Source organism: Bacteroidales bacterium, assembly GCA_012519055.1.
GTDB lineage: Bacteria > Bacteroidota > Bacteroidia > Bacteroidales > Salinivirgaceae > JAAYQU01.
Genome location: JAAYQU010000045.1, coordinates 113680 through 137381, shown reverse-complemented (window position 1 = coordinate 137381; position 23702 = coordinate 113680). Strand labels below are relative to the sequence as shown.

The 23702-nt window shown below is 33.6% G+C and carries 17 protein-coding genes; 5 read left to right on the top strand and 12 right to left on the bottom strand.

What is annotated here, in order from left to right:
• Window positions 1–19: 19 nt before the first annotated feature.
• Complete coding sequence (locus tag GX311_08715) at window positions 20–703, bottom strand: hypothetical protein (GenBank protein NLK16463.1); 684 nt, start codon at window positions 701–703, stop codon at window positions 20–22.
• 231 nt (window positions 704–934) lie between these two features.
• Window positions 935–4165, bottom strand: coding sequence for an FAD-dependent oxidoreductase (locus tag GX311_08710; protein ID NLK16462.1), 3231 nt, complete (start codon window positions 4163–4165; stop codon window positions 935–937).
• Between the two features lie 106 nt (window positions 4166–4271).
• On the opposite strand from GX311_08710, the gene GX311_08705 reads away from it, so the two are divergent.
• The 3 genes from GX311_08705 (at window position 4272) to GX311_08695 (ending at window position 6419) form a co-directional block, all read left to right on the top strand.
• Entirely contained in the window at window positions 4272–4883 is a 612-nt protein-coding gene (locus GX311_08705; GenBank protein ID NLK16461.1) for a hypothetical protein, read from the top strand.
• 17 nt (window positions 4884–4900) lie between these two features.
• Window positions 4901–5458 (top strand): hypothetical protein, encoded by a 558-nt coding sequence (locus GX311_08700; GenBank protein ID NLK16460.1) that lies wholly within the window; start codon window positions 4901–4903, stop codon window positions 5456–5458.
• Between the two features lie 142 nt (window positions 5459–5600).
• On the top strand, window positions 5601–6419 hold the full coding sequence (locus GX311_08695; GenBank protein ID NLK16459.1) for a hypothetical protein: 819 nt from the start codon (window positions 5601–5603) through the stop codon (window positions 6417–6419).
• 98 nt (window positions 6420–6517) lie between these two features.
• Here the strand turns inward: GX311_08695 and GX311_08690 are convergent, their stop codons facing one another.
• The 3 genes from GX311_08690 to GX311_08680 are packed head-to-tail and all read right to left on the bottom strand — an operon-like array spanning window position 6518 to window position 9893.
• Window positions 6518–7471 (bottom strand): sensor histidine kinase, encoded by a 954-nt coding sequence (locus tag GX311_08690; GenBank protein ID NLK16458.1) that lies wholly within the window; start codon window positions 7469–7471, stop codon window positions 6518–6520.
• Window positions 7472–7475: 4 nt separating this feature from the next.
• Window positions 7476–8231, bottom strand: coding sequence for a hypothetical protein (locus GX311_08685; protein ID NLK16457.1), 756 nt, complete (start codon window positions 8229–8231; stop codon window positions 7476–7478).
• 27 nt (window positions 8232–8258) lie between these two features.
• Window positions 8259–9893, bottom strand: a complete 1635-nt coding sequence (locus GX311_08680) for an amidohydrolase (GenBank protein ID NLK16456.1) — start codon at window positions 9891–9893, stop codon at window positions 8259–8261.
• 245 nt (window positions 9894–10138) lie between these two features.
• Between GX311_08680 and GX311_08675 the strand changes: the two genes are divergently transcribed.
• Both GX311_08675 and GX311_08670 read left to right on the top strand, forming a co-directional pair.
• Complete coding sequence (locus GX311_08675; GenBank protein ID NLK16455.1) at window positions 10139–11104, top strand: hypothetical protein; 966 nt, start codon at window positions 10139–10141, stop codon at window positions 11102–11104.
• Window positions 11105–11279: 175 nt separating this feature from the next.
• Window positions 11280–12227: a hypothetical protein gene (locus tag GX311_08670; GenBank protein ID NLK16454.1), complete on the top strand. Its 948-nt coding sequence runs from the start codon at window positions 11280–11282 to the stop codon at window positions 12225–12227.
• Between the two features lie 60 nt (window positions 12228–12287).
• Here the strand turns inward: GX311_08670 and uvrA are convergent, their stop codons facing one another.
• The 7 genes from uvrA to asnB are packed head-to-tail and all read right to left on the bottom strand — an operon-like array spanning window position 12288 to window position 23510.
• Window positions 12288–15131, bottom strand: a complete 2844-nt coding sequence (gene uvrA / locus GX311_08665; GenBank protein ID NLK16453.1) for an excinuclease ABC subunit UvrA — start codon at window positions 15129–15131, stop codon at window positions 12288–12290.
• A gap of 48 nt (window positions 15132–15179) precedes the next feature.
• Entirely contained in the window at window positions 15180–16124 is a 945-nt protein-coding gene (locus GX311_08660; GenBank protein NLK16452.1) for a lytic transglycosylase domain-containing protein, read from the bottom strand.
• Complete coding sequence (locus GX311_08655) at window positions 16117–17196, bottom strand: undecaprenyl/decaprenyl-phosphate alpha-N-acetylglucosaminyl 1-phosphate transferase (GenBank protein NLK16451.1); 1080 nt, start codon at window positions 17194–17196, stop codon at window positions 16117–16119. The genes GX311_08660 and GX311_08655 overlap by 8 nt, the downstream gene beginning before the upstream one ends.
• Before the next feature lie 15 nt (window positions 17197–17211).
• Window positions 17212–19626, bottom strand: a complete 2415-nt coding sequence (locus GX311_08650) for a polysaccharide biosynthesis tyrosine autokinase (protein ID NLK16450.1) — start codon at window positions 19624–19626, stop codon at window positions 17212–17214.
• Window positions 19623–20390 carry a hypothetical protein gene (locus GX311_08645; protein NLK16449.1) on the bottom strand — a complete coding sequence of 256 codons (768 nt, stop codon included), beginning with the start codon at window positions 20388–20390 and terminating at the stop codon, window positions 19623–19625. Before GX311_08645 ends, GX311_08650 begins: the two co-directional genes overlap by 4 nt.
• Before the next feature lie 46 nt (window positions 20391–20436).
• Window positions 20437–21639 (bottom strand): glycosyltransferase family 4 protein, encoded by a 1203-nt coding sequence (locus GX311_08640; protein NLK16448.1) that lies wholly within the window; start codon window positions 21637–21639, stop codon window positions 20437–20439.
• A gap of 2 nt (window positions 21640–21641) precedes the next feature.
• Window positions 21642–23510, bottom strand: a complete 1869-nt coding sequence (gene asnB, locus GX311_08635) for an asparagine synthase (glutamine-hydrolyzing) (GenBank protein ID NLK16447.1) — start codon at window positions 23508–23510, stop codon at window positions 21642–21644.
• Window positions 23511–23702: the final 192 nt, after the last annotated feature.

The following is a 23702-nucleotide window of genomic DNA, read 5'->3' as shown; positions in this document are numbered from 1 at the left end:
ACAATATAAAAAACCTTTTTTATTTAGGCAAGTATTCATCAACAACCGTTTCAAATTTTTCACGATCCACTATTTGGTAGTCATCAGATACTGTTAACATTGAATCATCAATGAGAGTATCCTTACTATCGAGTAGTTCAATAGTTACAGGTATTCCCATCATCGATATAGTGTAGTTTAACAATATGCCTTCTATACTACAAAAAGGTGTGCCAATATTTGGATTTTCAATGTCAAAATGGTTTGTATATATAACTTTTTTTTCTCCATTATATTTTCCGGATAAATAAATATCGCATTCTACAGCATCAAATCCTTTAAATTTCAGCATGTTGACATCATCACTTATCGATAAATGTTCAGAATTTTCAAATTTCAATGGTTTATCTTTCAACAATTGAATATTAGCATATTTTTTATCCATAAACTTGGCTAAAAGCGTTCTTGTGCTATCTTTGATACTAATTATTTGTGCTGAAGAAAAAAAACCCATCCAACCTTCGGCTTTATAATATATATGATCTTTTGTGTAGTAAACAACTAACTTTTCGGGCATTATTGCAACAGCAGGATGCTCCTCAACTCCAACTAAATAAGATAATTTATAAGTAAATTCTTTTGCTTTCTGTTGTTTGCCTCTATTTAATTTTTGGCACGAAAAAAGCAAAAGAGAACCTATTAAAACAAGAAATATATATCTCATTTACCTACAATATTTTATTAAACTACAAATATAAAGTGATGGTTATAAAAAAGATTGTCAATAGGTTTGATTCAAAATCCATTTTAGATCTGATAATTGTCTCCAAAGTTATAACTATTTTACGAAACGAAAAAAACCGAAGCCCAAATATCAAAATTGATACTGGGCTTCAAATTTTAATAAAAATATTTATTTTAAGGTAATAAGATAATTAAAAATTTTTGGTTGCTTTTATTTAAACACATCTTCTTTTATGCCTTCTCCTTCAAGTGATAATTTTTTAAAATATTCAGGTGTTTTTTGACCTGTAATAGCTTGGATATACATTTTTGCCAAATACATTGAAAGCATAAAGCCTTGCCCACGCAATCCCACCATAAGTCCTTTTGCGGGGTCAACAATCATTCTTGGTTCCGTATAGTAACCTGCCCAAATTGCCTGCATTCCTACAGATGTTAGTTGTGGAATCCAATCACAGAAAACTTCGGAAACAATATTCAAAAAGTCTTTATCATTGATAGCAAGTGGTCTGTTTGCATGCATAGGCTCATTTGCAGGCGATGCACAGCCAATTATCTGACCTGTTTCAGCAAGTTGCTGACCATAAACCGCTGTAAATCCTTTATAATGCCTACGATCAATCAACATATCCAATGATTTTCCGTTTACTCCCAACATAGGCAGTCTGCGTGTTATAAATGCCTGGTGCTTAACAGGATATAATCCTGTTTCGTATCCTAACTGTTGTGCAAACTTATCTGCCTCATAACCTAATGCATTGATAAACAGTTCAGAATCGTACTCAATATACTCTTGATTGTGGTCTTTGACTAATGAGATATACCTGTTTCCAACTTTTTCAACTCTTATAAGCTTACAATCTTCAAGTATCTCTCCGCCACTTTTAATTCCTAACTGGCGAATTAAGTCGATTGTAAGACCTGGTGTAGCCTGCCAACAATCTTTTGTAACTAATGCTCCCAGGTATTTGGTTCCATTGGGGTTAAATGATTCACTTATCTCTTTTCTGAATTGTGCAGGAGATATCATGTACGCATTGCTCCACTCCCGCGATTTATCTAAAGCTTCGTAAGTGGCTTGGTCGTGTGCAAAGGAAATATAGTTAGTCTGATAGAAGTTGATATTGCTAATTTTCTGTAACTCTTTGAACAGATGAAGATTATTTGTTGCAATATCTGCAAGCTCAGGAACACTAAACGCCGGTCTGCCACCTGCGATATTTCTCCATGATGAACCTCGTCCATAATTTATAAGTACAGGCTTCATTCCTGCCTCAGCAGCATAACGGAATAGAGAACTTCCTGCCATTCCTCCACCTGCTATCAAAATCTGTGTTTTAACTCTGCGTGGTGTATTACCTTTTAAATCGACAATTATTTGCTCTTTAACACTCTTTGGATAAATTTCACCCATCGATAGTTGATTTGCCATTGGTCCACGTGGTGTAGCTTCGCCAACTATCTGTATTCCTTTCTCAGCCAATGACATGCTCAGTCGTTTTATACATCGCTTCCCGCGACAAGCTCCCATGCCTAAGCGAGTAATGTGTTTTATCTCATCTATTGAAATAAATTTCCTATCGCCTATAATTTGTAATATCTCGTCCAACGAAACATCTTCGCAATGGCATATAAGCTTATCAGCTTCATCTTTATCTTTATACGGAGAGAAACTTATTGGTTCCGGATAATTATCTTTAACAATAAAACCACGAGCCTCTGTTAAATGCCCTCTCAATCCCAAAGTAACTTTTACGCGAGCTAAATTGGTTTTATTTGGTTTGACCATTATCTTTTCAACAACACCTTCACCAAGTTTTTCGCCGTTATTGTTTACTATAAACACCTCGGCACCTTCCGTAACTTCATACTCAATAGGCAAAAAGAGTTGCTGTTTCTCAACATTGTATCCAAAAATAGCTAAACCCGGACACATTGTGACACAAATCATACAGCCAATACACTTATTGTAATCAATTTGTGGTACAGTACTCGACGATGTTTTTGTAATAGCTCCGTGTGGACAAGCAAATGCACAAGGGTTACAAGCAAACCCGTACAGACAATCTATCATAACGAATGGTTTTTTCATTCGTTCGGTAGAAGGCATATATGGTTTTTCTATAATTCTTGTTGGATGTTGTTGAGAATCAATATACTCTTTGCTTATTCTTAAAAAATCGTTGTAGTTATATCGTTTTCCTAAATCTTCGAGTATCTCGAAAGCTGCTTGTTTACCACGCAAAACAGCACTTGTTCCCTCGCCTATTCTTACGGCGTCGCCAACACCATAAACGTATCGCCCAAAAATCTCTTTTCCTTTGATTAACAACTGGTTGTCGGGAACTAATCCTGTACAAATATTTATCAGATCTATACCTTCAATAACTTTTTCTGTACCCGGAACCGGTTTAAAATTTTTAGCTTCAGCAACTACTGCACCTACAACTCCTGTATGATCGGCATTTGGAATAGCTTTAAGCAAAACATGCGAAGTGTAAATTGGAATACCAAGGCGACGAACCCTATTGGCTTGTACAGGGAATCCTCCTTCGTGCGGCATTGCCTCAATAATAGCTTTTACTTTAGCTCCCGCCTGTATAGCCTGATAGCTTGTTAAATAACCAATATTGCCCGCTCCTACGGTTAAAATATTTTTACCCAATAGAGTAAACTCATTATTCATCATTTTTTGCACAACTGCAGCGGTATATACTCCCGGGAGATCATCGTTTTCGAAAGCAGGCATAAACGGAACTGCTCCTGTTGCTATTACCAAATGATCGGCATCTATGTAAAATATTTCGTCTGTTACTATATTTTTTGCAGCTAAGCGTTTACCTTCAAGAATATCCCAAATAGTTGTATTTAAGATAATTCCCGAACGATCGTCTCCTGCCAACGTTTCTGCAATATCAAAACCACGCATGCCACCGAATTTTTTCTCACTCTCAAAAAAGAAAAACTGGTGTGTTTGCATTGTAAATTGCCCCCCGATACGATCGTTATTATCGATAACGATATTGTCAACATTGTTACTATTGAGAATTTCTCGAGTTGCCAATCCTGCAGGACCTGCCCCAATTATGGCTACTGTAGTTTTATATATCTTAGTCTGTTTTTCTAAGTCAACCTTCTTAACATGAGGATTGTAATCTTTCGGAATTTCGGAAACTTCTTTAACGTTATCAACTTTTGTTATACAGATACGTCTAACATCTCCGTCAACAAGCATTTCGCAAGCACCGCACTTGCCAATACCGCATTCAAGCGATCTGTTTCTATCTGTTAAACTGTGACTATGAACAGGATAACCTGCCTGATGTAGTGCTGCTGCAATTGTTAACCCACGCTCGCCAACAATATCTTGTCCGTTAAATTTAAAGGTGACAGTATCCCCCGACGGTACTGTCAAAATGGGGTGTTTCTCAATTTTAAACATATTAATTCTTTTTTATACAATTTTGCTCAACTATTCGTTTTTAGACAATGATAAAAATCATAAAAAACAAATTTACACGTTTAGTCTTTTAAAAAAAATAAATTATATGAGATATTTAATTTCCACAATTTTTTTATTTGCCTGCTGTGCAACTTATGGGCAATTAATACTTAAAGACTCAACAGAATCTAAACTTATTTTGGGAATACATCCAAACCTTCTATATTCAAGTGATCTTGTTGATGAGCAAAGCAACAAATTTGCCAAATTATTCTCTTTTTCACCACGAACATATTTTGCATATAACTTATACCGTAATTTTTACGTGGGTGGCAATTTTAGCTATGAAATTTTCTTGAGCAATTTTTACAAAAAGAGAAGTTTTGCCGAAATCGGTTGTTTTGCACGATATACACTCCCATATACCATAAATAGAAAGGTTTTAAAACTTATGCACCTGTACTTTGAAGTGGGATACAATCAAACAAATTATAAACATGTTCCATATATAGCTAACACATTTGAATACAAGAACATAATAATAGAGGAAGATTTCATTATAAGTAAAGAATTGAAACACAGTAAAGTATCAATTCCAATAGGCATAACACTTCAGGTTGTAAATCATATTTTTATAGACTTGGATTGGCAAAAAAACTTCTATATCAATGGTTCCAGTAAAAGTGGTTTTATGTGTGGTGTTGGTTTTAACTTCTAACTTATAAACTTACTAACATGAGACTTATATTACTATCTCTTTTATTGATAGAGTGTTATAGCAGTGCCACAGCACAGAGAGATTTTGCCGATCATATGATGATAGGCACATCATTAACCTACTTGAGATTTAACGAAAAGGATATTTATAAAAATAATTACGGATATGATGAATTTACGTGGAATACAAATATTGGAGTAAGTATTAGCAAGCATATTTTCGCAGGTCTTCAAATTTTAAATATATTTAGTTCTCAAATATCAAAACCAAAAAATCATTATATTATTTATGGTCTGTTTTCTCAATTCAATATTATAAATTTTAAAGGGCATAGATTGTTTGCAGAAACTTCATTTAATCAGGGCAACTATTGTCTATGCGGTGATATACCATACAAAGCTGACGACTTGTATTATTTAGGAATTGGGGTTGGGTATGACTTTCCTTTTAAAAAAATACCCAATCTATATTTGGACTTTTCATTTATGACTTACCCTATGTTAAACAAAATTGAAGGGAAAGATGTATATAACCAGTATGTAGTTGGTTTGAATTATCGGTTTAATTTAAGATAACCGCTAAATAATACTGATTGTACATAATAGTATAGTCCAGACTTCGTTATTTCACAATATTCAAAAAAATTGCACTGCTGATTATTTATAACAAGTAATAAGTAATAGTAGATTTTAAAATGGTAAAAAAAAATGTTCTAACATGATAAGGCACATAATAAATATAATATTGTTGAGTATATTGCTCAGTAATGTTGTCGTAAAAAACACCTTTTCGCAAGAGCGAAAAGTTTACGATAGGCTCTCTGGTTTTTCCAACTGGAGCTTGGTTGCTGGACCTGTTTTATATAAAAAGGCAGAGATCAGACCTCAGTATGGTAATCTTACATTTAAAAATAAACCAATATTGGGCTTTAATGCAGGTATTTTATACGGGTTCAATTCCGATAAAATGTGGTCTTTTCAAACAGGTACGCTTCTTGCCATGGAGCCTACGTATTCTTTTGCATACGAAATACAAAAGTACGACCTCTTCGATAGTTACCAGGGGAACCTTACAGATTCTTATAAATCATACGCATTTTACTCTTTATCCTTTCCATTACTGCTATCTTTAAATCTACAAACTAGCAAAAATACCTTTGCATCATTATTAATTGGCTCTAAAATAATGTATTTCCCATATGGTCAGTCTGAATATGTATATACAGTTATAGATGAGGAATTATCAGAAAGTAGGGAGATATTTGGATTAAAGCTCGAAAGTCAGAAAAATGCTTTTCAAGGAAGCTTTGTTCTAGGTACGGGGTTTTCATACGCATTGCAAAAAATCCTATTAAAAGCTAATTTAATTTATGTATTCAATTTGCAAAATACAATAACAGGAGAGTATCAATTTGCAAACCTTTTTGTGTCGGCTGATACAAGAGGGGATTATAATTTGTCAGGAAATTACCTTGGCTTACTGTTTTCAATAAGTTTTAATAAATTTAAAAAGGAGGAAATATTTTGGTATAATTGAAAACCATAATTCTGAATTAGTTATAGCTCTGTTGCGAAACACGAATTATATTCGAGGTACAAGTAGAAGGTAATAAAAGTGCTTTTAGCTTTCCTCTTTTACTCATACATAGGCACAACTATTTTTACATAAACTCCCTCACCATGGTCACTTTTTAGCTCCATTTGAGCCATTATTGATTTTAGTCGGGTGTTAATGTTGTCGTATCCCATTCCGCCTTGTAATTTATTTAGCGTTTCGTCCGGGTCGAAACCTTTGCCATTGTCTTGATACTCAACTATTAGTGCCTGTTCTTCATTATAAATAGATATAGTAATTTGCGATGCTCCCGCATGTTTTAACGTGTTGGTAATCAGCTCGGTAATTACTCTGTAAATAACAACCTCAATATTGTAATTGTAACGATATCCTCCTATTGTACTGTTAATATCAATTTTTATAGAGTGCAAAGAGTTTAATTTTCCTGCGTAGTTTTGTAAGGCTCTAACTAATCCAAAATTGGTTAATATATGGGGGCTTAAGTGATTGCTAATCTCTTTCAGTGAACGGATTGACTCATCTATCATAAGTTTTGAATTTTCGAAGATACGCTTATCCTGTTGCGAGAAATTCTCGTCGTTTATGCTTGATAGCGACATCTTTATTGACGAAAGCAACGGACCTAATCCATCGTGCATATCTTTTGCAAACTGCTTGCGCTCTTTCTCCTCGGTTCTGATAATTGCGTTCAAAACTCTCGACTCGTTCTCTTTTCTTAAACGTTCTATCCTGTCTAAAAAATCAAAAATCTTACGAATAAATATAACTCCGGCGAGCAAAAGTATAGCAGTAATAATTCCCAACCACTTGTTTAACAGGTTGATTTCAATTGGCGACCATAATTTTTCATGTGCCACGGCATCAAACAGTAACATAAGAGCCATGATAATAAAAGCAATGGTAAAAAGTATCCACGAAATATTATATTTTGTGCGGCGAAACATGCTTATTGCAAGCAGTGCAGCAAGAAATTGTAATCCAATTGATACAAATAATAATACTCTGACTAACATTCGTTTATATAGCTTTTAATTGTGAATTTATAGTTACTACACACCTATCTGATTGTTCAGAAATTACATTGCAACTAACAATAGTTGAACCCTGTTCCTGATTACAAATATATTCATATTTCAAAATATCATTGTTAAAAACCTCATAAATATAGTTTATGGAGAGTAATTCAATTTGTTTCTCAAATTGAAGATTATTAGGCAGTCCGTCAATAAACCACTCTACATATTTCATATTATTTACATGTCCTAACAAGTCGAGCGATGAGAAGTCAACATGCTTTGTATATACATGTTGTGGTTTTGCTGTAAAAGGCTTTATTCTATCCGGTGAATGTTTTATCACACATATATTGGGAATATGTGGAAAATTAGTCACATAGTTTCTAACATCGTCAATATCTTTCTTAACGGTATCAACTACAATCCAAGCAGTTTGAGCCGCAGCAAAAATCTTGTTCTCATTATCATAAAAGTGACAATTGCGATATGAGTGAATGCGGTCTGTTTTCTCAATCCAGGTCTCGATTAAAATTTCTTCATTTGGTTTTGGTGAGTGATAAATTTCAAAAACAACGCGCGACATCATCCATGCTTTGTTTAGCAGCTGCAATTCATTATATCCCATGTTTAACAACTGTGCGTGTTCTGCTGAAACTTGCTGCGCTATTAACCCAATAGTAGTCTCCTTAAAGCGAGCATTTGCGTTAATATCTTCGTACTTTACAATGTATCTCTTTTTATAAATATCTAAACTCATAAATTACTGCTTTAGAGCTTTATTAAATTACTGTTGTTCAAATACCTTAATACCATCGACAAAAGTTTTCAAAACCTTGGAATTAGTAATCTGGCTCTCATCGGCTTCCATTAAGTCTGTATCTAATACTACAAAATCGGCAACTTTTCCTATTTCCAAACTGCCTCGAATGGTTTCTTTAAAATCTGCTTTGGCTGCCCAAATTGTCATTGCTCTTAAGGCTTGCTCGCGTGATAGAGCATTTTCAACCTGGAACCCTTCGTTTTGTGGGTTTTTTACGTTTTTTCTAAATACTCCTGAATAAAAACCATAGATAGGATTTATATCTTCAATAGGAAAATCGCTACCATTTGGAATCCAACTGTTTTGCTCAAGCAATCGCTTATAAGCATATGCATTTTTAACTCTATCGCCGAGTCTTTGTTCTGCCCAACTCATATCTGATGTTGCGTGAGTTGTCTGTATTGATGGTATGATATTAAATTTTCCATAACGGTCAAAATCAGATTCCTGAACTACTTGAGAGTGCTCAATTCGCCAACGTAAATCATTTCCGGAAGTTAAAAAATTTGAATAGATATCTAATATCATACTAACTGCCTTATCTCCAATACAGTGAGTACAAACTTGAAGGTTATTGTCGAATGCAATACTGCACATTTGGGTGTAATACTCCTTGGGGTTTACTTGCAATCCCGATGTACTTGGGTCATCAGAATAGGGCTCTAAAAGCAGAGCGCCACGCGAACCAAGGGCACCATCAGCGTACATTTTTATACTGTGAACTGATAGCTTTTCGCCAATGCTATCTCGTATCGCCAATGTTTTATTGATGTTTTCTTCGGAAGCTTCAATCATGGCATTAATAAACATTTTAAGCTCGCCACCGCTTGATAGTGAATCGTACAGCATAATATCTTCGTAAGACAATCCAGCATCAGTAACTGACGTTAAGCCTACTGCAAAACAGTTTTTCTGAGCTACCAATATTTGTTGTACTTTTTCTTGAGTAGTGTTTTCTGGTATTATTTCTCTAACGTACTCCATCGCGTTATCAATCAATAATCCGGTTGGTTGATTATTAACAACCTCTACCACTCCGCCATTGATTCTGGTTTTAGAGTCGATTTTTGCCATTTTTAGGGCTACACTATTGGCAATAGCACAGTGACCATCGATTCTTGTTAAAAACACAGGTTTGTCAGGAAAGTGTTTATCTAAAAGTTCTTTGGTGGGGAAATTTTTATCTCTCCACTCGGCATGATTCCAGCCACGTCCTAAAACCCACTGCGATGGGTTTTCTTTTTGGTAATTCACTACCCTATCGACAACCTCTTCCCAGCTATCTGCACCACCTAACCACGGATTTTGCAACATTTGTCCATAACCAATAAAATGACAATGTGGATCAATAAATCCGGGAAAAATATATTTGTCTTCAAAGAACAAAAACTCTTTGGCTTCATATTTAGAGTTTATTTCATCAAGGGTTCCAACTGCAACTATTTTGCCTTTATCAATAGCCATTGCCTGTTGGTTTGTAAATTCCGCATCAACCAAATATATTTTATCGGCTGATACTATTGTGTCAATTTTCTCTTTACGCATACAAGATACAAGCATAGTTATTATCGAAAATAAAATAATATGATATGTCCGCATGATTACTATATAGTTAACATTCTTAATAGTTGTAAAATCATACAAATTTAGCTATTTTATGTAAAAAGAGAGTAATTTGATGCTGCTTAAAAAAATCAGGCAATATTAACTTTTCAGAGGTTTGACACCTACTATTTTATGACGAAAATAATTCTATGTTATTGTATTGTTAATAACTATAGTTTTTATTTTAATATTCGTTTTTATTAAATATATTTGTTGAAACAAACATAAATCTACTCATTATGAAAAAACTAATCAAACTTATGCCTATTGTAATGTTTTGGGCATTTATCTCGACTGGATGTGTTGATGATAACAATAATAATGTCGGCACAGAAACCCCAACCTATAAGAAAATTGAAAAAATTTTTACAGGTTATGACCTGCAAAATGTTGAATTAAACGGTCAATATTTTTGGAACGGAGAACGTGTAAATAAAATTGAAAGCTATTTTGAAGGAGCTGTTTCTGAAAGGGTTGAAATTGATTACGTATCAGGTTCAAACACTAAAATTGCAGAAATTAGAGTGTTTTCACTTCCGTCCGATATTAAGAGCTCGAACTATCTTATCAGGGAATTAAGAAGAATTTTAACTTTCGGAAAAGAGAAAGAAGATGGACTTATTTTAACAAATAAAATAGTTCCTATTTATGTTAACAATAAAGTTACACGACTTAATGTGTTTGCTGAAAATACCGAAGTACCCAATGAGTTTATACTTGTTGGTTTCGTTAAAATTGAATATGCTGGTAATTATCCAAACAAAATGACAACGCATATAAAAACATTTACCATACCTGATTTTCCGCCAAATACAGGAATCGAGGAAATCGAAGTTTCACAAAACTATCTAATATGGCAAAATGGCAATATTACTACACAATATAGCAAAACAATGGTCGTGATAGAAGGTGGTTTTGATTATATGACTAATGATAGTGCAGTTTATACTTATGACGATAAGTTGAATGCCTATAGCTCTATTAAAAACATAAACCCAATGTTTGATGCAGAAATAAGTTCTAATAATAACATTTCAAGTTTCAATAGAACTATTACTGAATATACAGAATATGGACCTTTTGCGATGGAGTTCAATGCAACAATTAGCTACGAATATGATACAGACTATCCAACTGTAGCCACTATCAATGCTACATTTGATTCATTTGAAGAAACTAGTTACGCTACGTACAAATACAAGTAATTATTAATTAATTAATAATCAACACAAAAGAAGGAGGCTGTTGTTTGAAATAGCCCCCTTTTTTAATTATAATATAATTGGATTATTTTCGTTTAGTTTAAGTTTCGTATGTTCAGCAACTTTTCCAAACAAGTTTTGTTTACATTACTTTGTTGACATAATAATATAATAAATCATGAAAGCGTTAATCAAACTTCTTCCAGTAATATTGTTGTTAATATTTATCACAACTGGATGTAATAACAACAAAACTGAAACTCCTGTTTTTAGGAAAATAGATCAAGTTTTACAGGGTAATAATCAGCAAAATCTTTGGTTAGACGATAAATATTACTGGAACGGTGAATGTTTAAATAAAATTGAGAATTACGGTGGAGATCAAACAGTCCACAATAGAATTGAGTTTGATTATGTGTCAGGATCAAACTCTAAAATTTCAGAATTTAGAGTGTTTTCTTCTCCATACTATAAACAGAGTGCAAACTTTTTTTCTAAGGGGTTAAGAAAAATTGCAACTTTCGGGAAAGAAGAAAAGGATAATCTTGTTTTGAAAGGGAAGTTTATGCCAATTTATCACAATGATAAAATTACACGCCTTAATATTTATATTGACGAAATCTTTAATAAAGAATTTTCATATGTTGGCTACATGACAATAGAATACGAAGGGAACTATCCTCAAAAAATGTCAATGTTTATCGAAGCATCTTCTTTACAAGACTCCACCCCAACACCTGAAGTAGAAGAACTTGAGATTTTACAAAAACACTTTATTTGGAAAAATGGTAATATTACTACGGAGTATGAAAAATCTGCATATTTCCTTGACAATGGTACTATGGATTTTTTTACAAAAGATAGCACGATTTATTCCTATGACAATAAAAGGAATGCCTACAATTCTATTAAAGACATTTATCCAATGTTTGAAGCTAAAATAAATTCTAAAAACAATATAATCCACAATAAAAAATTCAAATTTTCAGAATCAGGAGAAGTGTTAGGAGGATACGAAACAACAATTGTATATCAATATGACGTTTATGACTTCCCAACTATAGCTACCAGGGGGTACTCATTTAGATTTACTGATATCATTAAATTCGAATATAAGGACAACTAATTGAAATTCTGTAAAAAAAGTGGCTGTTTAAAACACAGTCTCTTTTTGCTTGCGTTATAGTTAGTTTAGTTCGTGCTTTAAATATTTCCCGATAATACTGTTTTTATTTAAAGCTATCTCTTCAGGTGTACCTACGGCAACTATTTGTCCGCCTTCTCTCCCACCTTCCGGACCGATATCAATTATATGATCTGCTGATTTTATAATATCTAAATTGTGTTCAATAATTATTACTGTATTGCCTTTGTTTACTAGTTCGTTTAGTACATCAAGCAAAACTCGAACATCTTCGAAATGCAAGCCTGTTGTTGGTTCATCTAAGATATAGAGCGTATTGCCTGTTCCGGGACGCGCTAACTCTGCCGATAACTTAACTCTCTGAGATTCTCCGCCACTTAAAGTAGTTGAGGGTTGTCCGAGTTTGATATATCCTAGTCCAACTTTCTGAATTACTTTTAGAACTCTTCTGATTTTGGGAATATTTTCAAAGAATTCAACAGCTTGATTTACTGTCATTTCAAGCACATCACTAATACTTTTGCCTTTGTATCTTACTTCCAATGTCTCGCGATTATATCGTTTGCCTCGACAATCTTTACACTCAACATATACACTCGGCAGGAAATTCATTTCAATAGTTTGAAGTCCGGCTCCCTTGCATGTTTCACATCTTCCACCTTTGACATTAAAAGAGAAACGTCCCGGTTTATATGCTCTTATATTTGATTCGGGAAGTTGAGCAAAAATATTTCTGATTTCGTTAAAAACATTGGTATATGTCGCCGGATTACTTCTCGGTGTCCGACCTAACGGACTTTGATCTATCTCTATTACTTTATCAATATTCTCTATTCCTTTGATTGTCTTATAAGGCAGTGGGTCTTTTAAAGCATTGAAAAAGTGTTTATTAAGTATTGGATGCAGTGTTTCGTTAATTAAGCTAGATTTTCCACTGCCACTAACACCCGTAACGCAAATAAATTTTCCTAAAGGGATTTCAACATCCACATTTTTAAGGTTATTTCCTGTTGCTCCTGTTAAAACTATTGTCTTGCCATTTCCTTCCCTTCTACTCGATGGAATTTGAATTTGCTTCGTTCCGTTCAGATATTGCGTTGTAATAGAATCGTTTTTGGTGATTTCTTCGATTATTCCAGCTGCACATATCTGCCCACCTTTTCTACCTGCACCCGGACCGATATCAACAACAAAATCAGCAGCCTCAATCATCTCTTTGTCGTGCTCGACAACAATTATGCTGTTCCCTAAATCGCGTAGTGATTTAAGTGAGTTAATAAGCCGTATATTGTCACGTTGATGAAGCCCAATGCTGGGTTCATCCAGAACGTATAGAACATTGACCAACTGCGCTCCTATTTGAGTTGCCAATCGAATTCGCTGACTCTCTCCTCCTGAAAGAGTTTTTGAACCTCTGTTTAAAGAGAGATAGCCCAATCCCACATTTAATAAGAAAGTTATTCGATTATTTATCTCTTTTAGAATATCTGTGGCTAATTTTTGTTGTCGTATTCCCAATTGTTCATATAGTCCTGAAAACCAAAATGATAACTCTTCAATATCCATTTGGCTTATCTCGGCAATGTTTTTATTGTTAATTTTAAAGTTCAATGACTCTTTTTTCAACCTTGCACCATTACATTCGGTGCAAACCTGCTCTTTAAAATATTTTTTGACTGCCTTCCCTTCACTATTTTCCTCAGCATGTTGTTTCAAAATCTCTATAATTCCCTCATAATTAACCTTGTATCCTGAATATCTGCCCAAAGGGGTTTTATCTAGACTAATAGGATAATCAACGCCGTAAAGAACAGCTTCCATAAAATCATCGGGCAATTCTTTGATTGGAATATCAAGACTTGTTTTGTGTTTGATAGCAATAGACTCTAATTGCCAAAAAATAACAGAAGGCTTGTATTTCCCAATTGGGATAATGCCCCCATCACGAATAGAGAGATTTGTGTTAGAAATAATTTTCGAGATATCTATTTCGCTTATTTCTCCTAATCCTTTACACACCGGACACCAACCTGCTGGACTGTTAAACGAAAAGGTATGTGGCTGTGGCATGTCGTAAGAAATTCCTGTATCTGGACACATCAAGTTTTTGGAAAAGTGCTCAATATTCTCAGTTTCCGGAAGGAAAATCATCATTGTACCCTTACCTTGCTCCAAAGCTGTTTTTATGGAACGTTTCAGCCTTTGATCTTCTTCTTTTACTACTATCTTGTCAATTACTATCTCGATATTGTGTATGCTGTATCTATCAAGCTTTAATCCAGGTTTCAGTTCAACGATTTTTCCATCTACTCGGGCATATAAATAACCTTTTAGTCTGGTTTGTTCAAACAGCTCTCTATAATGCCCCTTTCTACCTCTAACTATAGGTGCTAAAATATAAACAGATTGATTAACAAAACGTTGAGTAATTAAATCGTGTATTTGATCTTCGGTATATTTTACCATCTTCTTTCCTGTAGCGGGCGAATAAGCATCGCTAATTTTCGCAAATAAAAGCCTTACAAAATCATATATTTCGGTAACGGTTCCTACGGTTGAGCGTGGATTTTTGTTTGTTGTTTTTTGTTCAATACTAATTACAGGGCTTAGTCCGGTTATTCTATCAACATTGGGTCGCTCTAAAACTCCTAAAAACTGTCTTGCATAGCTTGGAAATGTCTCTATATAACGTCTTTGTCCTTCTGCACATATCGTATCAAAAGCTAGTGAAGATTTTCCGCTTCCACTTAACCCTGTTATTACAGTTAATTTATTGCGAGGTATTGACACATCAATGTTTTTCAAATTGTTTTCACGTGCACCGTATACATTGATGCTTTTAGAATTAATATCGGTAATATTATCTTTAAGGTTTTCAGAATCCATTTGTAAAAATAATTTTCAACTCGTCACAACAACTTGATTACAATATACTTAATGAGCTTTTCTATAATTAGCGTGTGGCAACTCAATAGTGTATTTTTTATTTTTCTTTACTGTAAGAGTGTTAGTACGTAGCCAGGGATTAAAATATTTCAATTCACGATATGTTAAACCTTTTTTCTTCGCCCACGACGCTAAATCTGGAATGGTTTTGTCTATTTCAACTTCGTATGTATCAATATATGGGTACATTTCGTGATATTCAATTAAATAGCCATATCGCTCAGGTTCAGAGAGTATTAGCTTTAAAGCCAAAGCTCTAAACAGATAACGTTCAGTCTCTTCTGAAAGCAAAAGAGAATAGTAGTTGTCAACTTTTTGTATATCGATAAATCTATTAAGTGCTGTTCTGCCACAATTATATGCAGCTGCGCTTAAAGTCCATGAATTATATCTTTTATTTAACCACTTAAAATAATCACAAGCCGCTTGGGTGGACTTTTTCCAGTTATAGCGTTCATCAACTTCTTTGCTTACCTCTAACCCGTACTCTTTTGCTGTTCCCTCAAGAAACTGCCAAAATCCGACTGCTTTCGATGGAGAAACAACGTTTGCAAGCCCACTCTCAATTACAGGAATATATTTCAAATCGTCAGGCAAGTCATTTTCTGACAGTATTTTACTTATTTGTGGTAAATATCTGTTTGCCCTTTTAATCAACAAATATGTATTTGAATGCAAAAAACAGTTTACTGCTAATTCTCTATCTAATTTTTCCCTGACATCTATGTACTCAATGGGGACATTCTCTCCGGCAAATGTCAGGCTTAAAGGAATTGGCAAAGATTCTATCATCATAACAGATGAAGTACCAAAATCCTCCTGAAATATTATCTCTTCTTTTTTATTGGTTTCAGCATTTGACAGATATTTAACGATAACAATTGTACAAATAGATAGTATTATTGAAGCAATGATTATTAAAGTGTTACGCATTTTTCTTCTTTTCCTTCGGTTTTACTATTTTTGTTATTGAAAAAAGAGTGATAAAAACAAGTGTTGGCCAAATGGCAAATAATATTAGTTCTTGTTTTGTTGGACTTTTAATATGAAACATCAACAACCCTGCCAAGAGATGTGATATTATTGTAATAGCTATCATTACTAATGCTACTCCTCTATCACTCAATCCCAAATAAGAGAGGTAGTGTGTTGTATGATCTTTGCCTCCAACAAATGGTGATTTGCCTTTCAAAAGCCTGTTAATACTAACTGTGGTTGTATCTGTGATTGGAACTGTAAAAAGTAGCCAAATTATAAGTAGCGGAGTAAAACCGGGATGTTCAAGATTTTGTGCCGGCATATTCCAAATGAAGAGTATTCCTGCAATTGATAGTAGTGCTCCTAAAAACATTGAACCATTGTCACCCATGTACATTTTTGAAGGATGCCAATTGAATATAAGAAAACTGCCTGTACTGCTAATTGCAGAGACTAAAACAATTAAATAAAACCATTTATCTACATAATCCTGATATATTACAACAAGTATGAAAAATGCAAAAATCAACGTTGAAATACTCGATGTGATAGCATCCATGTTATCTAACATGTTGATACTATTCATTATGCCAACAACCCAAAATACTGTTAACAAGTAGTTTAACGTCTGAGATTCAAAAATTTTTATATAAATATCGAAGTTTATGAGAAGTAGAGCGCAAGCTAATTGTGCAAAAAATTTAAAAAATGGACTTGAGTTTAACAAATCGTCTGCCAAACCAATTAAAAATGAAATAGTAACGACGAGTATAATTCCTACACCGATGTTATTTGTGAGAAAATCGCCTTTGAACAGTAAAACATAATTTATTATACCAAATATAAAAAGGCTAAAAAATGTAATACCTCCAAAAATGGGCTTTGTCTGCGTTTCCCATCTAATACCTGTAACATTGGCTTTTTTAAGATTATATTTTTCAGTTGAGTTAATAAGGTATTTATGTAATAAAAAACCCAGTACAAATGAGTATCCTGCATATAATATTATAAGTATAATGTACTCCATATCAACAAAATAAAACTACAAGAACCTTGCTGACTTAAATCGTTTTAACCATTTTGGTGAGACATAATCCTCCTCGTCTGTATAATAATTATATCCGTAGCCATAACCATAACCGTAACCGTAGGCTGTTATACGATTCTTTCTAAAATCAATTCCATTAAAAACTATAGAGATATTTGACAGCTTTTTATCTTCAATCAGGCTATTTACATTTTGAATAAAACTGCGTTTAGATACTCCCGCTTTAAATACATATATCGGATAATTTGCCCTATGAAGATTCATTAACGCATCTGTAACTATTCCAATAGGCGGAGTATCAACAATAATTACATCGTAGTTATCTTCAAGCTCTTCAAATATCTCATCAACACGATTGCTGAATGCCAACTCAGCAGGATTTGGAGGAACTGGACCTGCTGTGATATAATCTAACCCTGGCAAATCGCTTTTACGCACACATTTTTGCCACTTGTTTTCACCGCAGATAATGGTGCTCATACCTTTTTCGTTATCTACATTAAACCCAATATGAAGACGGGGCTTACGTAAATCCATATCCAACAATATTACTTTTTTACCACTTATTGCCTGTATACCTGCTAGATTTATGGCAACAAAAGTTTTCCCCTCACCAGAAATAGTTGAAGTAACTGTAATGATTTTACTTCCATGACCTTGCGACAAAAATTGAATGTTAGTTCTGATATTTCTGAAAGCTTCTGTAAACATTGAATTTGGATGTTTATCAACAAGCAATTGTGATACTGGTACTTTATTCCTATAATTTGGTATTACGCCTATAATGGGCGTATCAGTGTAGTTTTTAATTGTTTCAGGCAATAGAATATCATCGTACAACAAATACTTAGTAATCACTAAAACAAATATCAATACTAAAGCAACTGTAAGAACTACTGAAAAAACTCGTGCTTTATTGGGAGAAATAGGATCAGCAGGAATAGAGGCGACTTCTAAAACGGTGCTACTTGGTACAAAACCTGCCTGACTTATCATGTATTCAGCTTTTTTTTGCATTAACTGATGATAAAACTCTTCGTTAATTGAATATAAACGTTGCAACTTTGCATATTCAAATTCGTTATATCCAGGACCGCGGAAAATACTCTTTTCGTATTTTGTAATTTCTTCCTGCAGCATGCTCTTTTTTTGTTCAAGACGTGTAATTGAAGAACCAATAAAATCCACCAATTGTCTCTTATAAGATGCTATCTGTGACTCAATTTTTGTTATTCTTGGATTAGTTGAAGTAACCTCATAAAGCATACTGTTACGCTGTTGTATCAAGAGTTGCAAATTGTTTAGCATCGTCGATATGAACGATTCAATTTTTGTACCCGTTAGCAATGCTAACATTTCGTAAATATTTGCATCAGGATTGTCTGACAGCTCAGTTTTAATATATTCTAAAGTCGATAATTCAAATTCTACAGACAGTATTTCGTTTTCCATTTCTGTAGCACGACTTACGAATAATGGTATTGGCGACTCTGATTTGGGCTTATCACTTATGTTAAATTTCTTTTTGAAGCTATGCATATCAGATTCTACTATATCTAAATTATTATAAACAATATCTAACTGTTTATCAATGAATTTAAGTATATTTTGTACACTCTCCCCTTTTTTGACAACTTCATATTTTTGAAACACATCGGTAATTACATTTACAACTTCAGCTGCTTGTAATGCATTGTTAGACGAGTAACTAATTTCTATTGTTTGCGTTTGTTGACTCAAAATACGTACTGAAAGATTTTCAAGTATCTCATCTTCAATCTCTCGGGGATTAGTTATTTGGAAAAAATACTTGTTAAGAGGCTCTGATTTACTCATGTTTTCAACAGCCTGAAAGTTTTGCATTATAATTTTAAACTGGTTGCCTCCTAAAGAAAACCATTTCCCTGTCAAGCCTTTATATTCATATTCTATACCATCGCTTTCATATCTAACTTGACATGAGTCTATTGAGTAAAAATGAACGAATATATTTTCCTGATAAATATTGTTTGAATCTATTTTGTATTCAACTATAAAAGGTGTTGATCTGTATAGTTCAGTGTTCAAGAATGTTCCATGGATAAAATAACGTACATCAAACGCAAGCTGTGTCATACAGCGTTTTATAAACTCTTTCGAACGCAATAAAGTAATGGTCTTGTTCAGATTTTTATTATCTTCTCCATAAACCTCAGATAGCTTCAATAACTTATTTGGATTATCCTCATTAGTCATTTGCATAACTGTCTTTGCTTCATACAACGGGGGAGTATATCGCAAATAAATAAACCCAATACCTAACGCAATTAAAAGAATGGCAATGGATGGCAAAATTGTTTTTTTAACAATTTTGAAGAAAACTATAGGGTCGAATGTATCGTTAAGTATAGGTAGTTTTCTGTTCGTCATTTTGTGTAAAATTTAACAAGAAGTAATACTGAAGTTATTGTAGATATTAATGCAAAATATGGTGTCAATTCGTTTAACACACGTGTTCCATATCTTGGTCGGCTTTCAATATGTATTATATCATTTGCTTCCAACTGCAAATTAGTCCCTTTAAGCTCACTTAACTCTCTGATATTATACAAAAAAACTTGTGGCTCTTCAGCTGGGTTTCCTCTGATAAGTTTTATCTGATATGCTTTGTCTGTATCACTAAGTCCTCCTGATTGAGCAATTGCTTCGAGTAAGGTAAGGTTATCTTCGGGGATTGTTACTACGGTTCCTATTTTCCCCCCGCTTTTAAAGACATAAACACGACGATTAACCACTTGTAAAAGAACAAACGGATTTTGATAATGTTCAGCATATAGTTTTTCTAGCGACTGCTCAGCTTCACGAATTGTCTGACCCGCGATATCAACTCTACCAATCGTGGGCAGCTTTACCATACCATCAAATTCAACCATAAAATCCATCTCGCCTTTTATATTTTGAATGTTTACACCTTCAGTTATAGCAATCATTCTGTATCCATCGTTTGTAGAAACACTGATTCTAATTTTATCATACGGTTTTATCCTATACTCAACTTCAGACGTTTTAAACTCCGAATACTGAAAATCTGAAGGTGTTGAAAGCATTTTATTTGGTTGCAATAACTTACAACTTTGAAAGAAAACGATAGCAACAATTAAAATTATAGTATGATACAGGGTCTTAATTCTCATGATAAAATATATTTTCTCCAAAGATAACTCTATTTGTCCAAACTGCTTACTTTTTAATCTGTTTAGATAGTAGATTGGTGTATAGATTTGTCACATCGGTCACAAGACGTTTTAAATCGAATATTTTAAGTACCTGCTCTCTACCCTTTTCTGCCATTTGTTTACGTTTTTCAGCATTGCCGGCAAGATCATTAACTCGTTGCGCAAATAGCTCTATTTGATCGGTATCTGTTAAAAAACCATGAATGCCGTCAGTAATAAAATCGGCAATACCGCCAACATTTGTTGAAACAACTGGTACTCCAGCTGCTAGAGACTCTATTAAGCTTACGGGAGTTCCTTCATTCAACGAAGTTAAAACTGAAATATCTGCTGCTGAATAAACGTTTTCAATTTCTTTAATCCACGACGTGAAAATTATATCAGAGTTTTTTATATGCTCTTCGGGTGTTGATATTGAAAGCCCCATCGTTAAAGCTGTATATTCCAAATGCTTACGTGTTTCTCCATCTCCTACAATCATAAACCGAAAATTGTTTGTGGAATTACTATCCTTGATACTTTTAACCACTTTCAAAAACATATCGTGGTTTTTTACAGGTGCCAATCTTCCAACTATTACAACTAAAATTTCGTTATCATGAATTTCGTAATGCGACCTGAAAGCCACTCTTTTTTCTGCCTGATTTATAGAAAACCGGCTTAAATCGAAACCTAAAGGTATTATATGCGCTTTATTTTCTGGTATAATCTTAAACTTATAGCATAATTCCTCTTTTTGCAACTGACTTATAACAACAATTGCACTACTTTTTCTGGCTAATAAACGCTCTATTGTTTTAAATATGAATGTTTTAAACGCAGAAAAATAGCTATGAAAAACATGCCCATGGTACGTGTGTACAATAACAGGAACTCCTGAAAACCAAGCAGCTAAACGACCCAACGTTCCCGCTTTTGATGCATGGGTGTGAACTATATCGGGTTTATAATTCTTTATTATTTTTAATATTTTTCTAAAGGCTCGCAAGTCATTTAAGGGATTTATAGAACGTCTCATCTCTTCAATAACGTGTCCCTTTACTCCTATGCTTTCCAAAATAAACAGACTATCTGCCTCACTTTTTTCATTAGGACCGCCAATAAGTTTTGTCTCAAAATTATCGGGCAAATATTTTGTCAAATAACCTGCATTATACGTAGGACCTCCTAAATTAAACCGATTAATTATTCTGAGAACTTTATACATAGCTATATCTCTAAATGCTTTTTATACCAATGTTGAAATACCACCAAAGCCCAAATTTTTGCAGGAGTATCTCCTACATTTGGCTTAAATAGTTTCTTCTTTAAATCCTCTGTATATTTAAAATCAAATAAGCCTTGTTCTGCAACGAAATCCTTGTTTAAATACTCTTTATCTATTTTTTCAAAGATTTCTCCACTTAGTAGTGATTGTAAAGGTAATTCAAAACCTTTTTTGGGCCTTGTAAACAACTCTTCGGGAAGATATTTTTTAAAACTGTCTTGCAAAATTCTTTTTCTAAAATTACCATAAACTTTGTAGCAATCAGGCAATGACAAAGCATAATCAACAACCCGATAATCAATAAATGGAGAACGAGCATTTAAAGCATGCGGAGATAATCCAAAATTTAATTTTTGAAGCATATCGCCATGTAGAACCAATTGTATATCTGCTTTTGTTATTTCACCTATCAAGTCGTTTTTATTCAGTATATCAGTTAATTGTTTTACAAAAGTGTAGTAATCAGTATTTTCAACTGGATTATACATAAGCTTATTTATATCTTTTCGTGATGATATTGATGCCCATTGAACATAACGCTCAGACGGAGTTAACGACAGACCTTCCAAAAATTTTGCCAATTGTCTAGCTTTATCGCTTATTTTGCCTTTACGTGTTTGTGGGATAAAACTAAAAAATGGCAACATCGCTTTTGCTAACAACCTATATTTATGCAATTTAGCTACTTTATAATGAGCTAAATGCTTTCTATATCCCCCAAAAATCTCGTCAGCACCGTCTCCTGTTAAAACTGTATCTATCTCTTTTTTTGCTTCTCGGGCTAAAATATATAGTAATACAACACTACTGTCAGCAAAAGGCTCATCAAAGCTATCAAGAACATCTGGCAAATTTTCTAATAAATGATTTTCTGTTACTTCAATTGTGTGGTGATCAGTTTTAAGATGTCTTGCAGCTATCAAAGCCCACTTTGTCTCATCGAAAAAGGGATGATCGGGAAAGCCAATATTAAAAGTCTTCAAATCTGATTTGTACCTTGACGCTATAGCCGTAACTACTGAAGAATCAATACCTCCACTAAGAAAGCAACCTATCTTATTTTCTCCCTCTAAGCGAATTTTAACAGCATCATCTATTATCCTTTCTAAATGACTAACAGCACTTTCATATGATTCTTGGCTGGTATTTGTTTCAGGCAAAGTATACCATTGTTTTATCTCAATATCACTATTTTGCGATATAATTGCGTATCCAGGTTTTAATTTATTTACACCTCTTATAATAGTTTCGTGAGATGGATTATAGTTATGAATAAAATAACCGTATAAAGCACTGTGATTTATTGACTTATCAATTTTATATTTTAGAATATGTTCGATACTTGTGGCAAATATCAACTTTTGGTTATCTGAGTAATAGTAAAGATTCTTTTTGCCATAACGATCGCGGGATAAAATTAATGTATCGGATATTTTATCATAAATTGATAATGAAAAACAGCCATTTATTATCTCAAAACCCTTTATACCCCTTAATATATATAAACCCAGAACAATTTCACGAATATCATTTGATTTAATAACTACAGAATTGTTTTCGAGATATTTGCGACAATCATGTATATTGTATAAATTACCGTAAAAAAAAACTGTATATCTTTCAGTAATATCAATATAAGGCTTGATTTCATTGTGTGCACAATTTGCCGAAAGTCTACACGATACCGTAAATTTTCCATTATAGTTTTGAATTTCTTTTTGAAAAGGAAATTCAAAAACCGATGACTCTTTATTAGTTATCTCTGTTTGCGACGTATTATTCAAAAAATGGACTCCAGTAAAACCTGACATGTTTATTTGATAGTAATATACCTTAATTGCGTATAGAGCTACAAATATAGGCAAAAGAAAATGATTGGTTTTAACTTATTGCAGTGGAAATTATTTAACCAACTTAAAACCATTAACAGTTTGTTAACAAATCGTTAACAAATGCATATGTTTTAATTTATTATCTTTATGACGTTAAACTAAAAACAATAC

What these genes read in the sequence shown, in the direction of transcription:
- GX311_08715 (NLK16463.1), bottom strand. Translation starts at nt 703, where the DNA reads ATGAGATATATATTTCTTGTTTTAATAGGTTCTCTTTTGCTTTTTTCG.
- GX311_08710 (NLK16462.1), bottom strand. Translation starts at nt 4,165, where the DNA reads ATGTTTAAAATTGAGAAACACCCCATTTTGACAGTACCGTCGGGGGAT.
- GX311_08705 (NLK16461.1), top strand. Translation starts at nt 4,272, where the DNA reads ATGAGATATTTAATTTCCACAATTTTTTTATTTGCCTGCTGTGCAACT.
- GX311_08700 (NLK16460.1), top strand. Translation starts at nt 4,901, where the DNA reads ATGAGACTTATATTACTATCTCTTTTATTGATAGAGTGTTATAGCAGT.
- GX311_08695 (NLK16459.1), top strand. Translation starts at nt 5,601, where the DNA reads ATGATAAGGCACATAATAAATATAATATTGTTGAGTATATTGCTCAGT.
- GX311_08690 (NLK16458.1), bottom strand. Translation starts at nt 7,471, where the DNA reads ATGTTAGTCAGAGTATTATTATTTGTATCAATTGGATTACAATTTCTT.
- GX311_08685 (NLK16457.1), bottom strand. Translation starts at nt 8,231, where the DNA reads ATGAGTTTAGATATTTATAAAAAGAGATACATTGTAAAGTACGAAGAT.
- GX311_08680 (NLK16456.1), bottom strand. Translation starts at nt 9,893, where the DNA reads ATGCGGACATATCATATTATTTTATTTTCGATAATAACTATGCTTGTA.
- GX311_08675 (NLK16455.1), top strand. Translation starts at nt 10,139, where the DNA reads ATGAAAAAACTAATCAAACTTATGCCTATTGTAATGTTTTGGGCATTT.
- GX311_08670 (NLK16454.1), top strand. Translation starts at nt 11,280, where the DNA reads ATGAAAGCGTTAATCAAACTTCTTCCAGTAATATTGTTGTTAATATTT.
- uvrA (NLK16453.1), bottom strand. Translation starts at nt 15,131, where the DNA reads ATGGATTCTGAAAACCTTAAAGATAATATTACCGATATTAATTCTAAA.
- GX311_08660 (NLK16452.1), bottom strand. Translation starts at nt 16,124, where the DNA reads ATGCGTAACACTTTAATAATCATTGCTTCAATAATACTATCTATTTGT.
- GX311_08655 (NLK16451.1), bottom strand. Translation starts at nt 17,196, where the DNA reads ATGGAGTACATTATACTTATAATATTATATGCAGGATACTCATTTGTA.
- GX311_08650 (NLK16450.1), bottom strand. Translation starts at nt 19,626, where the DNA reads ATGACGAACAGAAAACTACCTATACTTAACGATACATTCGACCCTATA.
- GX311_08645 (NLK16449.1), bottom strand. Translation starts at nt 20,390, where the DNA reads ATGAGAATTAAGACCCTGTATCATACTATAATTTTAATTGTTGCTATC.
- GX311_08640 (NLK16448.1), bottom strand. Translation starts at nt 21,639, where the DNA reads ATGTATAAAGTTCTCAGAATAATTAATCGGTTTAATTTAGGAGGTCCT.
- asnB (NLK16447.1), bottom strand. Translation starts at nt 23,510, where the DNA reads ATGTCAGGTTTTACTGGAGTCCATTTTTTGAATAATACGTCGCAAACA.